At 70.7% G+C, this 13,183-nt stretch carries 13 protein-coding genes; 7 read left to right on the top strand and 6 right to left on the bottom strand.

Features of this window, described 5'->3' with window-relative positions:
* Positions 1–10: 10 nt before the first annotated feature.
* The 3 genes from OHT74_RS25935 to OHT74_RS25925 are packed head-to-tail and all read left to right on the top strand — an operon-like array spanning position 11 to position 2,157.
* On the top strand, positions 11–802 hold the full coding sequence (locus tag OHT74_RS25935; protein ID WP_328621535.1) for a metal ABC transporter ATP-binding protein: 792 nt from the start codon (positions 11–13) through the stop codon (positions 800–802).
* Complete coding sequence (locus OHT74_RS25930) at positions 802–1,668, top strand: metal ABC transporter permease (RefSeq protein WP_328621534.1); 867 nt, start codon at positions 802–804, stop codon at positions 1,666–1,668. Before OHT74_RS25935 ends, OHT74_RS25930 begins: the two co-directional genes overlap by 1 nt.
* Before the next feature lie 51 nt (positions 1,669–1,719).
* A complete protein-coding gene (locus OHT74_RS25925) occupies positions 1,720–2,157 on the top strand; it encodes a Fur family transcriptional regulator (protein ID WP_323139595.1) in 438 nt (145 codons plus the stop codon).
* Between the two features lie 87 nt (positions 2,158–2,244).
* On the opposite strand, the gene OHT74_RS25920 is transcribed toward OHT74_RS25925, so the two are convergent.
* From OHT74_RS25920 to OHT74_RS25905, 4 genes are all read right to left on the bottom strand, one after another.
* Positions 2,245–3,069 (bottom strand): isoprenyl transferase, encoded by an 825-nt coding sequence (locus OHT74_RS25920; RefSeq protein WP_266667195.1) that lies wholly within the window; start codon positions 3,067–3,069, stop codon positions 2,245–2,247.
* Between the two features lie 11 nt (positions 3,070–3,080).
* Complete coding sequence (recO, locus tag OHT74_RS25915) at positions 3,081–3,827, bottom strand: DNA repair protein RecO (RefSeq protein WP_266667193.1); 747 nt, start codon at positions 3,825–3,827, stop codon at positions 3,081–3,083.
* A gap of 86 nt (positions 3,828–3,913) precedes the next feature.
* The gene (locus OHT74_RS25910; RefSeq protein WP_328621533.1) at positions 3,914–5,506 is read right to left on the bottom strand and encodes a nucleobase:cation symporter-2 family protein; all 1,593 of its coding nucleotides are present in this window, start codon (positions 5,504–5,506) and stop codon (positions 3,914–3,916) included.
* A 475-nt stretch (positions 5,507–5,981) separates the two neighbouring features.
* Entirely contained in the window at positions 5,982–6,677 is a 696-nt protein-coding gene (locus OHT74_RS25905; protein ID WP_266667189.1) for a TerB family tellurite resistance protein, read from the bottom strand.
* A gap of 203 nt (positions 6,678–6,880) precedes the next feature.
* Here OHT74_RS25905 and OHT74_RS25900 point away from each other — a divergent pair, with 203 nt between their 5' ends.
* On the top strand, positions 6,881–7,639 hold the full coding sequence (locus OHT74_RS25900) for an SDR family NAD(P)-dependent oxidoreductase (protein ID WP_266667187.1): 759 nt from the start codon (positions 6,881–6,883) through the stop codon (positions 7,637–7,639).
* Between the two features lie 60 nt (positions 7,640–7,699).
* On the opposite strand, the gene leuA is transcribed toward OHT74_RS25900, so the two are convergent.
* Positions 7,700–9,463 (bottom strand): 2-isopropylmalate synthase, encoded by a 1,764-nt coding sequence (gene leuA, locus OHT74_RS25895; protein WP_266667185.1) that lies wholly within the window; start codon positions 9,461–9,463, stop codon positions 7,700–7,702.
* A gap of 365 nt (positions 9,464–9,828) precedes the next feature.
* On the opposite strand from leuA, the gene OHT74_RS25890 reads away from it, so the two are divergent.
* From OHT74_RS25890 to OHT74_RS25880, 3 genes are all read left to right on the top strand, one after another.
* Positions 9,829–10,893: a M4 family metallopeptidase gene (locus tag OHT74_RS25890; RefSeq protein ID WP_328621532.1), complete on the top strand. Its 1,065-nt coding sequence runs from the start codon at positions 9,829–9,831 to the stop codon at positions 10,891–10,893.
* 28 nt (positions 10,894–10,921) lie between these two features.
* Positions 10,922–11,191, top strand: coding sequence for a protealysin inhibitor emfourin (locus OHT74_RS25885; protein WP_053785361.1), 270 nt, complete (start codon positions 10,922–10,924; stop codon positions 11,189–11,191).
* Between the two features lie 154 nt (positions 11,192–11,345).
* Positions 11,346–12,026, top strand: a complete 681-nt coding sequence (locus tag OHT74_RS25880; protein ID WP_328621531.1) for a class I SAM-dependent methyltransferase — start codon at positions 11,346–11,348, stop codon at positions 12,024–12,026.
* Positions 12,027–12,090: 64 nt separating this feature from the next.
* Here OHT74_RS25880 and era read toward each other — a convergent pair whose 3' ends face one another.
* Positions 12,091–13,041: a GTPase Era gene (gene era, locus OHT74_RS25875; RefSeq protein WP_266673057.1), complete on the bottom strand. Its 951-nt coding sequence runs from the start codon at positions 13,039–13,041 to the stop codon at positions 12,091–12,093.
* Positions 13,042–13,183 lie beyond the last annotated feature (142 nt).

Here is a 13,183-nt window from a genome sequence, read left to right as displayed (position 1 = left end):
GGCGCGTGCCATGGAGTCCCAGCCCGCCGAGGCGGCGGACCAGCCCGTCATATCCCTGCGCGGGGCCACCGCCTCGCTCGGCTCGCGCCCCGTGCTGCGCGGGGTCGACCTCACCGTCCGGCGCGGCGAGGTCGTCGCCCTGCTCGGCGCCAACGGCTCCGGCAAGTCCACGGCCGTACGCGCCGTCGTCGGCCAGGTCCCGCTGTCCGACGGCGAACTGGCGCTGTTCGGCACCGACTTCAAGCACTTCCGCGCCTGGTCGCGCATCGGGTACGTCCCGCAGCGCACCACCGCCGCCAGCGGCGTCCCGGCCACCGTCCGCGAGGTCGTCTCCTCCGGCCGGCTCGCCCGCTCCCGCTTCGGCATCCTCCGCAAGGCGGACAAGGCGGCCGTCGAGCGGGCCCTCGCCCTCGTCGACATGGGCCCGTACGCCGACGCCTCCGTCAATGCCCTCTCCGGCGGACAGCACCAGCGCGTGCTCATCGCGCGGGCGCTCGCCGTGGAACCCGAACTGCTGATCATGGACGAGCCGATGGCCGGCGTGGACCTCGCCAACCAGGAGGTCCTCGCGAACGCCCTGCGCGAGCAGGTCGCCGCCGGCACGACCGTCCTGCTCGTCCTGCACGAGCTGGGCCCGCTGGAGCCGCTGATCGACCGCGCCGTCGTGCTGCGCGACGGCTGCGTCGTCCACGACGGCGCGCCCCCGGAGGCCGTGGGCCAGCACGCCCTGCCCGGCCACGACCACGTACACCCCCACGCGGCGCACGACGCCGAGCCGCTTCGGACGGGACTGCTGAGCTGATGGGCCTCCTCACCTACGCCTTCATGCAGCGGGCCCTCCTCGCAGCCGTCCTGGTCGGCGTCACCGCCCCCGCGATCGGCACGTACCTCGTGCAGCGCCGCCAGGCCGTCATGGGCGACGGCATCGGGCACGTGGCCATGACCGGTGTCGCGCTCGGTTTCCTGCTCAACACGAGCCCGGTGTGGATGGCGACCCTGGTCGCGGTCATCGGCGCGGTCGGCATGGAGCTGATCCGCTCCCGCGGCAAGACCAGCGGCGACATCGCGCTCGCCATGCTCTTCTACGGCGGCCTGGCAGGCGGCGTGATGATCATCAACCTGGCTCCGGGCGGCTCGACGGCCAATCTGACCAGCTACCTCTTCGGCTCGATCACCACGGTCTCGGCCGAGGACGTCACCGCGGTCGTGATCCTCGCGGCGTTCGTGATCGCCGTCACCCTCGGCCTGCGCCGCCAGCTGTTCGCCGTCTGCCAGGACGAGGAGTTCGCCCGGGTCACCGGCCTGCCGGTGCGCTTCCTGAACCTGCTGATAGCGGTCACCGCCGCCGTCACCGTGACCGTGGCCATGCGGATCGTCGGCCTGCTGCTGGTCAGCGCCATGATGGTGATCCCGGTCGCGGCGGCGCAGCGCGTCACCCGCGGGTTCACCGCCACCCTGTCGGTGGCGATGGTGATCGGCGTGCTGGTCTCGCTCTCCGGCACGGTCGCGACCTACTACATCGACGCCCCCTCCGGCGGCACCATCGTGCTGCTCGCCATCGGCGTCTTCATGGTGATGACCGCACTGTCCACCCCGCTGGCCCGGCGCCGGGCGAATGCGGCGCGTGCCGCCGAAGAGGTCTGCACGCGCGATGATGTGAAGGTCTAAGGAAGTCGGCCGCCTGGCACAATGGGCCGAGGCCGATACGAGGAGGAACCGGTGGCGACTGCGCCTGGCGAGATGAATACCGCGCCAGTACGAGGACGATCCACCCGGCAGCGGGCAGCCGTGGCGGCGGCGCTGGACGAGGTGGACGAGTTCCGCAGCGCCCAGGAGCTGCACGACATGCTCAAGCACCGCGGTGATTCCGTGGGCCTGACGACCGTGTACCGCACCCTCCAGTCGCTCGCCGACGCCGGCGAGGTCGACGTGCTGCGCACCAGCGACGGCGAGTCGGTCTACCGGCGCTGCTCCACCGGGGACCACCACCATCACCTGGTCTGCCGCAAGTGCGGCAAGGCCGTCGAGGTGGAGGGCCCGGCGGTGGAGAGGTGGGCGGAGTCGATCGCGGCGGAGCACGGCTTCGTGAACGTCGCCCACACGGTGGAGATCTTCGGCACCTGCGCCGACTGCGCAGCCGCTGCCGCCTCCGCCTAAGAGCGGCCCAGACCCAGGACACACATGACGAACCCGGCGGTGATCAGCACCGCCGGGTTCGACTCATGAAGCGGAGAGCTCAGGGGATCAGGCCTTGGGACCCGGCTCCGCCTGGTTCGGGACGGCGCCGCCGAAGCGGCGGTCGCGCTGGGCGTACTCCAGGCAGGCCGCCCACAGGTTGCGGCGGTCGAAGTCCGGCCACAGCACGTCCTGGAAGACCATCTCGGCGTACGCGCTCTGCCAGAGCAGGTAGTTGGAGGTCCGCTGCTCGCCGCTCGGCCGCAGGAACAGGTCCACGTCCGGCATGTCCGGGTAGTACATGTACTTCGCGAAGGTCTTCTCATTGACCTTCGACGGGTCCAGCCTGCCCGCGGCCACGTCCCGCGCGATCGCCTGCGCCGCGTCCGCGATCTCCGCGCGGCCGCCGTAGTTCACGCAGAAGTACAAGGTCATCGCGTCGTTGTCGACGGTCTGCTCCTGGGCGACCTGGAGCTCCTGGACGACCGACTTCCACATCTTCGGCATGCGGCCGACCCAGCGGATCCGGATGCCCAGCTCGTTCATCTCGTCGCGGCGGCGCCGGATGACGTCGCGGTTGAAGTTCATCAGGAAGCGGACCTCGTCGGGCGAGCGCTTCCAGTTCTCCGTCGAGAAGGCGTACAGGGACAGGTTCTTGACGCCCATCTCCAGGCAGCCCTTGAGCACGTCGAGTACGACGCCCTCGCCGACCTTGTGGCCCTCGGTGCGCGGCAGGCCGCGCTCCTTGGCCCAGCGGCCGTTGCCGTCCATGACCACGGCGACGTGGTTCGGGACGAGCTCGCCGGGGATCTTCGGCGGGCGCTCACCGGACGGGTGCGGCTCGGGAACCTTGTACTCCCGGCGAGAGCGTCCCAGAATCCCGCGTCGTGCCATGTGCCCAGCTCCTATTTCTCGACGTATCGCAGGGAGCGTAGCCCGCGCTCCAGATGCCAGTGCAAATAGGCGGAGACCAGCCCGCTGCCCTCCCGCACGTACCGCGCCTCGCAGGCGTCCGCATGCCCCCAGTCGCCCGTCAGCAGCGCACTGAGCAGGGCGATGGCCTCAGACGAGGGTACGACGCTGCCGGCCACCCGGCAGTCCCCGCAGACGACCCCGCCCGCGGCGACCGAGAAGTGCCGGTTGGGGCCGTGGATCCCGCACTTCGCGCAGTCCGTGAAGCTGGGCGCGTAGCCGTTGACGGCGAGCGAGCGCAGCAGGAACGCGTCGAGGATGAGGTTCGGCTCGTGCTCCCCGCGCGAGAGCGTGCGCAGGGCGCCGATCAGCAGCAGGTACTGCTGTACGGCGGGCTCGCCCTCGTTCTCGGTGAACCGCTCGGCGGTCTCCAGCATCGCGGTGCCGGCGGTGTAGCGGGCGTAGTCGGTGACGATGCCGTTGCCGTACGGGGAGATGATCTCGGTCTGGGTGCAGAGCGGGAGGCTGCGGCCGATCAGCTCGCTGCCCCGGGCGAAGAACTGCACGTCGGCGTGGGAGAAAGGTTCCAGCCCGGCGCCGAACTTGGACTTCGTCCGGCGCACTCCGCGGGCGACGGCCCGCACCCGTCCGTGGCCTCGGGTCAGCAGCGTGATGATGCGGTCCGCCTCACCCAGCTTCTGGGTGCGCAGCACGATGCCGTCGTCGCGGAACAGACTCATGCGCCCATTGTCGCCTGTGCCGGGACGACGGAAGGCCCTCCGTTCGGACCCGGGTCCGGACGGAGGGCCTTCGCCCCTTGGGAGGGTCAGGAGGCGGACGCGGCCTCTTCGTCCGCGTCCGTCTTCGGCGCCCCGGCGGCGACTGCGGTCACGGCGGCGCCGACCGTGGCCTCGGCCACCGTCTCGGCCTCGGACGCCGTCTTCGCCTCGGAGGCCTCGGGGACCTCGAGGACCTCGGACGCTTCGTCCGCCGCGGCCGTCGCGGTGTCGGCAGGGCCCACCGCCTGGGCGGGCACCACGGCCGCCACGGCGCTGTGCGCATCATCCTTGCCCAGGCCGTTGAAGATCAGGTTGAGCGCGATCGCGGCCGTGGCACCGAGCGTCACACCGCTGTTGAGGAGCGAGGAGAGGTCCGCGTCCATGTGGTCCTTGAAGAGCACCGGGACGGTGGCCGGGAGCAGCGCGAAGGCCAGGGAGACACCCACGACCAGCGCGTTCTTCTCCTCCTTGAGGTCGACCTTGGCCAGGGTCTGGATGCCCGCCAGGGCCACCATCGCGAACATCACCGTCGCCGCGCCGCCGAGCACTCCGTGCGGGACCGCGGCGACGATCGCGGCGGCCTTCGGGATCAGCCCGAGCACGATCATGAAGACGCCCGCGGCGACCACGACGAACCGGCTCTTGACCTTGGTCATGCGGACCAGGCCGACGTTCTCGGCGAAGGCCACGTACGGGAAGGAGTTGAGGACGCCGCCGAGGGCGGTCGCGGCGCCGTCGGCGCGCAGCGCGCGGGCCACGGTCTCGCTGTCGATCTCCTTGCCGACGATGTCGCCGACGGCGTACGTGTCGCCGGTGGTCTCGACCATGGTGATCAGCATGACGATGAGCATCAGCAGGATCGGGAACCAGGCGAACTTCGGCGCTCCGTAGTGGAACGGGGTGGTGATGCCGATCCAGTCCGAGTTGCTCACGTCGCCGAACTTCGCGTCGCCGAGCAGGAAGGCGACGGCGGTGCCGCCGACCAGGCCGAGCAGGATGGAGATGCTGGAGAGGAAGGGCTTGCCGAGCTTCATCAGGACGAGGATGAAGAGCATCGTGCCGCCGGCGTACGCGAAGTTCTTCGGGTCGCCGAAGTCGGGGCTGCCGACGCCGCCCGCGGCGTCGTTCAGGCCGACGGGGATCAGCACGATGCCGAGGACGGTGATCACCGTGCCGGTGACGACCGGCGGGAACAGCCTCATGATCGTACGGAAGGCCTTGGGGGGAAGCCAGGCGAAGGCGAAGGTGGCGATGCCGGCCGTGATCACCGCACCGTAGATGACGAGCAGGCCCGCCGTTCCGCCGCCTGCTCCGAGCCCGATGGCGATCATCGGGGAGACCGCGGTGAAGGTGACGCCCTGGATCAGGGGCAGGCGCGCACCGATCCGGCCGATGCCCCACGCCTGGATGATCGAGGCGATACCGCAGGTGAACAGGTCGGCATTGATCAGGTAGACCAGCTGCTCGGTGGTCAGGCCGAGGGCACCGCCCACGATGATCGGGACGATCACCGCACCGGCGTAGAACGCGAGTACGTGCTGGAAGCCGTACAGCGCGAGCTTGGGGAGGGGGAGCACCTCGTCGACCGGGTGCGTGCTGGGCTCTCCGCTGTCGGTGAGCCGGGCGGCGACACGTGCCATCTCTGCCTTGCCCTTCAAGAGGTAGGTAAACGAGAGGAATCTGGTTATCCCTGGGCGGAGTGGGTCGCTATCCCGTTGGTCCGCCAGGGTTGTCAGTGCGTTCACGTGAATCGAAGCCCCGCTGTGTTACTGGCGGCGACTCGTCGTGTGACCGGAATTGAACGCCTGTGGGGGTGCTCACAGATATCGTGGACTTCTACAAAGTGTTGACGTCTGAGGATGTCAGATCTGTAGATATCTCCAGTGGCGGATGTCTCCGCAAGGGCGTAAAGCCGAGGGCCACAGAGTCCGTATGCGCAGGTCACGGGTCCGTACGGGTGTCCAATGGGTGGACGGCCGGGGCCGGAACGCACGAATCCCCCCTTCACGCAGAGTGTGAAGGGGGGCGGATTCAGTCGCGTGAGGCCGGATCGTTACCTCGGCGAAGGCGTACCGAGCCCGTACCGAGGCCGTACCGAGGCCGTTTCGGTCAGGTTCACGGCGCCCGGACCGCCGACAGCAGCCGGGTCACCTCGTCGGAAGCCATCCGCAGCGCGGCGCCGACCGTGGCGAGCACCTCGCGCTCGGCGGGGGTGTACGGGCCGTCCGCGAGGGCGATCCGGGCGCCCTGCAGCAGGATCGATTCACGCCCGGGCGCGGCCAGGTGCGGAGCCAGCGGTTCCAGCGCCTCGTGGAGCTCTATCGCCAGCGCGGCGCCGCAGCATTCGGGGCCGTCGTACAGCCCGAGCCGGCCCTCGTCGGTGGCGAGCGCCTCCACGAGGGACTCCAGCTGCTCCTCCGTGCAGTCCTGGAAGCCCGCCGCCCGTACGGCCGACACCGCGGCCTCCAGCGCGCCGCGCGAGGCGGTTCCGCCCGCCGCGAGGACGGCCAGCGTCACGGTGTGCACGGCGTCGCGCAGCAGCGCCGAGAAGCGGGTGGTGGTCAGGTGGTCGAGGACCTCGGTCTCGAAGCGCTCCCGGCAGCCCTGGCACTCGATGACGGGCCCGGCCGCTCCGCGCGGCAGCAGCGGGACGCCGAGGACCGTGAACCGGCGGCGCCCGGTGCGCCTGCGGTAGTTGCGGTCGCCACCGCAGTCGGGGCAGAAGAACTCCCCGTCGCCCACGGTGCTCCAGGTGGTACGGATGCCCCAGACCGTCAGCTTCCGGCCGTCCCCACCCCGAACTGGCAGCACGTCGCACCTCCGTCACTCCCCCGTGGCCCTGCGGGCACGGGCGGGAACCCCAGGCAGCTTCGCCGGGTTGGCGTGATGTTAGCCACATCGGTGAGGATGCGTCAGTCGTGTGACAAGACAACATGTCCCGCCGCCCGCACTTGGCCGGTCTGCATCCCTGCCGCCGCGCCCGCGGACGTCGCGTTTTCCCTACGCTCGCCCGCGTGAACAACAAATCCTGTCTGGTCACGGGCGCGGCGAGCGGGATCGGCCGGGCCACCGCCCGGCTGCTGGCCCGCTCCGGCGCCCTCGTGACCGCGGCTGACATCAATGGCCCCGGCGTCGAGGAACTGCGTACGGAACTGGCCGCCGAGGGGTACGACATCACGGCCGTGGCCGGTGACGTCGCCGATCCGGAGGCCAACCGCGCGATGGTCGGGGCCGCGCTCGGGGCATACGGACGGCTCGACGTCGCCGTGGCGAACGCCGGAGTGCTCCCTCTTTCGGATGTACGGGAGACCAGCCCGGACGACTGGGACCGGGTCATGGCGATCGACGGCCGGGGGATGTTCCTGACCTGCAAGTACGCCATCGAGGCGATGCTGGCGCAACCGGACCCCGGCGGGGCTCTGGTCTGCGTGTCCTCGGTGTCGGGGGTGGCCGGGCAGGCCCGGCAGGCGGCGTACGGGCCGGCGAAGTTCGTGGCGTCGGGGCTGACGAAGCACCTGGCGGTGGAGTGGGCGGCGCACGGGATCCGGGTCAACGCGGTGGCCCCCGGCACCATCCGTACGGAGCGGGTGCTGGCGCTGAAGGACGAGCCGGGCGGGCCGGAGTACCTGGCGGAGGTCTCCGCGGCCCATCCGATGGGGCGGCTCGGCGAGCCGGAAGAGGTGGCCCGGGTCATCGCCTTCCTGGCCTCCGACGCGGCCTCGTTCGTGACGGGCGCGATCCTGCCGGTGGACGGCGGCTACCTGGCCCGCTGAATCCGGGAACGACGGAACCCCGCCCCTCCGCAGGGAGGGACGGGGTTCTCGTACGAACGGTCAGCGGCCCGCGCGGTTGACGGCGGAGATGACCGCCTTCAGGGAGGCGCGGGTGGTGTTGGCGTCGATGCCGATGCCCCACAGGACGCGGCCGTCGATCGCGCACTCGATGTACGAGGCGGCCACGGCGGAGGCGCCCTCGCTCATCGTGTGCTCGGTGTAGTCCAGCAGGCGGGCGTCGACGCCGATGCCGGCCAGCGCGTCGAAGAAGGCCGAGATCGGGCCGTTGCCGGTGCCGTTCAGGACCGCCTCCACGCCGTCCACGACCGCCTCGACGTTCAGCGTGTCCGTACCGTCCTTGTCCGTGGCCGTCGAGCCCGAGCGCAGCTGGATGCGGCCCCACGGGTTCTCGGGGTTGGGCAGGTACTCGTCGCTGAAGACGTCCCAGATCGCCTTCGGCGTGACCTCGCCGCCCTCGGCGTCGGTCTTGGCCTGGATGATCCGCGAGAACTCGATCTGCATGCGGCGCGGCAGGTCCAGCTTGTGGTCGTTCTTCAGGACGTACGCGATGCCGCCCTTGCCGGACTGCGAGTTGACGCGGATGACCGCCTCGTAGGAGCGGCCGACGTCCTTCGGGTCGATCGGCAGGTACGGGACCGCCCACTCGATGTCGTCGACGGTCTTGCCGGCGGCGGCCGCGTCGGCCTCCATGGCGTCGAAGCCCTTCTTGATGGCGTCCTGGTGGGAGCCGGAGAAGGCGGTGTAGACCAGGTCGCCCGCGTAGGGGTGGCGCGGGTGGACCTCCATCTGGTTGCAGTACTCGCTGGTGCGACGGATCTCGTCGATCTGCGAGAAGTCGATCTGCGGGTCGATGCCCTGGGAGAACAGGTTCATGCCCAGCGTGATCAGGTCGACGTTGCCGGTGCGCTCGCCCTGCCCGAACAGGCAGCCCTCGATGCGGTCGGCGCCGGCCATCAGGGCCAGCTCGGCGGCGGCGACGGCGGTGCCGCGGTCGTTGTGCGGGTGCACGGAGATGCAGATGTGCTCGCGGCGGGTCAGGTTGCGGGCCATCCACTCGAAGCGGTCCGCGTGCGTGGACGGCGTCGAACGCTCCACGGTGGCGGGCAGGTTCAGGATGATCTCGCGGCCTTCGGACGGCTGCCACACGTCGCAGACGGCCTCGCAGACCTCCAGGGCGAAGTCCAGCTCGGTGTCCGTGAAGATCTCCGGGCTGTACTGGTAGCCGAAGGCGGTCTCCGGGCCCAGCAGCTTCTCGGCGTACTCCATGACCAGGCGGGTGCCGTCGACGGCGATCTGCTTGATCTGCTCCTTGGAGCCGCGGAAGACGACCCGGCGGAAGGTCGGGGCGGTCGCGTTGTACAGGTGCACGGTGGCGCGCTTGGCGCCGATCAGCGACTCGACGGTCCGCTCGATCAGGTCCTCGCGGGCCTGGGTCAGGACGGAGATGGTGACGTCGTCCGGGATCGCGCCCTCTTCGATGATGGAGCGTACGAAGGCGAAGTCGGTCTCGCCGGAGGACGGGAAGCCGACCTCGATCTCCTTGTAGCCCATGCGCACCAGCAGGTCGAACATCTCGCGCTTGCGGGCGGGGGTCATCGGGTCGATCAGCGACTGGTTGCCGTCGCGCAGGTCGGTGGAGAGCCAGCGAGGGGCCTGGGTGACGCGGGCCTGCGGCCAGGTGCGGTCCGGGATGTCCACCTGCTCGTACCGGCCGTACTTGTGGATCGGCATCCCGGAGGTCTTCTGGGTGTGGGTCGCGTTCGTGATGGGCGTGGGGCGACCGACAAAAGGCTGCTGGCTCATGGCGTTGGGCTCCTCGCGTGTCCGCGTGTAGTTCGCTGGGACGGCCGACGGCGGTCGTAAGAACCGCAACACCAAACTCCGCGGGGAGGGGGTCGGCCTACGACTACAGGCCCTCGCCGCGGCAGCTAAGGAGAAGCAGCCCGAAACGCATGATGGGCCGAGCCTAACCGAGCCGCCCCGTAACGCGAGGACCTGTTTCAGTATGCAAGACCCCGGTGTCCGATTTATACCGAATGTGGGGTCCGTCTCGTTCCTCCGCTACAGGTCCGGTCGAACCGTCAACGCGGCGCGACGGCTTTCAGACAACTGAATGAATCATGGTTGCAGGTAGTGACACGAGCGTGACCCACTGCCACATTGCCGGGATGGATGCCTCCCACGCTCACCACCACCCCGTCTTCTGCACGGTGGTCCCGCCCCACCTGCTCGACAAGATCGCCCAGTCCGAGAACACCCGGCGCGCCGACGCCGCCCAGCGCACCCTCGAGCAGGACTCCCTCCTGCGCACCCGGCGCCGGGTCACCACCGTCCGCGGGATCGCCCCTGCGCTCGGGACGCCCGTCTCCGACGAGCCCCGCCGGACGATCTACGACACCCAGCACCGCACCCGGCTGCCCGGGAAGAAGGTGCGCGGCGAGGGCGAGGCGGCGTCCAAGGACGCCACCGTCAACCGCGCGTACGCGGGGCTCGGCGCCACGTACGAGCTGTTCCTGAAGGGTTTCGGCCGGCACTCGATCGACGGTTCCGGGCTGGCGCTCGACGCGAGCGTCCACTACGGCGAGGACTACAACAACGCCTTCTGGGACGGGCAGCAGATGGTCTTCGGCGACGGGGACGGGGATCTCTTCCTCGACTTCACCGTGTCGGTGGACGTCATCGGCCACGAGCTCACGCACGGGGTCACCCAGTACACGGCGAACCTGCAGTACCACGGGCAGTCGGGCGCGCTGAACGAGTCGATGTCCGACGTCTTCGGCTCGCTGATCAAGCAGTACTCGCTCGACCAGACGGCCGAGGACGCGGACTGGCTGATCGGCGCCGGCCTGCTGGGCCCGAACGTCAGCGGGGTCGCGCTGCGCTCGATGAAGGCGCCGGGCACGGCGTACGACGACGACGAGCTCGGCAAGGACCCGCAGCCGGCGACGATGGACGACTACGTGGACACCGCGCGGGACAACGGCGGGGTGCACATCAACTCCGGGATCCCGAACCACGCGTTCTACCTCGCGGCCACCGAACTCGGCGGCAAGGCGTGGGAGCGGGCCGGGCTGATCTGGTACGACACGCTGACGGGCGGCGAGCTGGCCTCGGACGCGGACTTCAAGGACTTCGCCCGGCTGTCGGTGGCCGCCGCGGTGGCCCGGTACGGGGACGGCGGCGCGGAGCACCAGGCACTGCAGAAGGCGTGGTCGACGGTCGGGCTCGGATAGCCGGCCCTTCCGGGGCGGAAAGGCGGGCATGCGGATTCTGGTGGTGCGGACGGGCGGCTTCGCGGGCATCGAGCGCCGGGCCGAGGTGGACACCTCGGGCCGGCCCGACGAGGACGAGTGGCAGGCCCTGGCCCAGCTGGCGCTGCGGCCCGTCCCGGCCGCGCCCGGGTCGGACCGGGTCCGGGACGGGTTCTCGTACCGGATCACCGTCGACGGACGGACGGTCTCCTGCCAGGAGCCGAACCTGTCGGAGGCGCAGCGGACGCTGATCTCCCGGCTGCTGAAGGAAGGCGCCTGAGCCGGGCGCCTTCACCTTCGGACGGGTGGCCGGAACCAGCCCTCGGCGGTCACGGGCGTCCCGCCCGGTTTGCCGGATCGGCAACAAGGTTTGCCCGCCGGGCGGGGCGGGCGCAGCATCGGTCGCATCGGCACCCGTACCGGAAGAGGAAGCCATGACCGAGCACGCGCACGCACACACGCACTCCCCCCACTCCCCCCACTCCCCCGCAGCCGGGGCCTCGGCGGGCGAGGAGTTCTGGGACGGCCGCTACGGCGAGAGCGACCGCATCTGGAGCGGCGAGGCCAACGCCATGCTGGTGCACGAGGTGTCCGGCCTCGCCCCCGGGCGGGCCCTGGACCTCGGCTGCGGGGAGGGCGCCGACGCCGTCTGGCTGGCCCGCCGCGGGTGGACCGTCACCGGGACCGACATCTCCGGGGTCGCCCTCGGCCGGGCCGCCGAGCACGCGGCGGACGCCGGGGTCGCGGACCGCGCCACCTGGGCGCGGCACGACCTGACCGAGTCCTTCCCGGAGGGGGAGTTCGACCTCGTCTCGGCCTGCTTCCTGCACAACTACGGGGACTTCCCCCGCGACCGCGTCCTGCGCAGCGCCGCCGCGGCCGTGGCGCCCGGCGGCACCCTGCTGGTCGTCGGCCACGCGGGCTGGGCGCCCTGGCAGGAAGACCGGGAGGAGGCGTACTTCCCGACGCCGCCGGAGGTCGTCGCGCAGCTGGAGCCGGTCACGGCGGGCTGGGAGGTCCTGCGGGCCGAGGAGACCGAGCGGATCCAGAACCAGCCCGACGGCACGCCCGGGACCCGCACGGACAATGTGGTGCGGATGCGCCGCCCGGCGTGAACAGGCCGGCCCGGCCCCCTGCCGGGGTGCCGGGCCGAGCCGTGCCGGCGGCGCGTCAAGCGGATCAGAAGCCGAGCTTGCGCAGCTGCTTGGGGTCGCGCTGCCAGTCCTTCGCGACCTTCACGTGCAGGTCGAGGAAGACCGGGGTGCCGAGCAGCGCCTCGATGTGCTTGCGCGACTTCATCCCGACCTCCTTCAGCCGGGAGCCCTTCGGGCCGATGATGATGCCCTTCTGGCTCGGCCGCTCGATGTAGACGTTCGCGTGGATGTCCAGCAGCGGCCGGTCCGCCGGGCGGTTCTCCCGCGGGATCATCTCCTCGACGACCACGGCGATGGAGTGCGGGAGCTCGTCCCGTACGCCCTCCAGCGCGGCCTCGCGGATCAGCTCCGCCACCATCACCATCTCGGGCTCGTCGGTGAGGTCGCCCTCCGGGTACAGCGGCGGGCTCTCGGGCAGCAGCGGCGCGATCAGGTCGGCCAGCAGCTGGATCTGGGTGTCGCCGACCGCCGAGACGGGGACGATCTCGGCCCATTCGAAGCCGAGCTCCGCGCCGAGCTGGTGGACGGCGAGGAGCTGCTCGGCCAGCTGCTTGGACTCGACGAGGTCGGTCTTCGTGATGATGGCGATCTTGGGGGTCTTCTTGATCCCCGCGAGCTCCTTCGCGATGAACTTGTCGCCGGGGCCGAGCTTCTGGTCGGCGGGCAGGCAGAAGCCGATGACGTCGACCTCGGCCCAGGTGGTCCGTACGACGTCGTTCAGCCGCTCGCCGAGGAGGGTGCGCGGCTTGTGGAGACCGGGCGTGTCGACCAGTACGAGCTGGGCGTCGGGGCGGTGCACGATGCCGCGGACGGTGTGGCGGGTGGTCTGCGGCCGGTTGGAGGTGATCGCGACCTTGGTGCCCACGAGTGCGTTGGTCAGGGTCGACTTCCCCGCGTTGGGGCGGCCGACGAAGCAGGCGAAGCCCGCACGGTGCGGGCTGGTGGACTCGGGGGAACGATCGCTCATACGGGCCATTCTCCCCGATGCGGGTCCCAGCGCCGACCAGGCTGCCGCGACGAGGGCCAGGGCGCCCGCGAGCACGGCCGTCAGCGGGGGCCGGGCGGAGTAGGACGCGGCGGCCCGGGCAGCGGCTCCCGCGGCCTCGGCGCGCACCGTG

This window comes from Streptomyces sp. NBC_00354 (assembly GCF_036106915.1).
GTDB lineage: Bacteria > Actinomycetota > Actinomycetes > Streptomycetales > Streptomycetaceae > Streptomyces.
The sequence above is the reverse complement of the archived record's forward strand: the minus strand, read 5'-3'. Positions and strand labels throughout refer to the sequence as shown.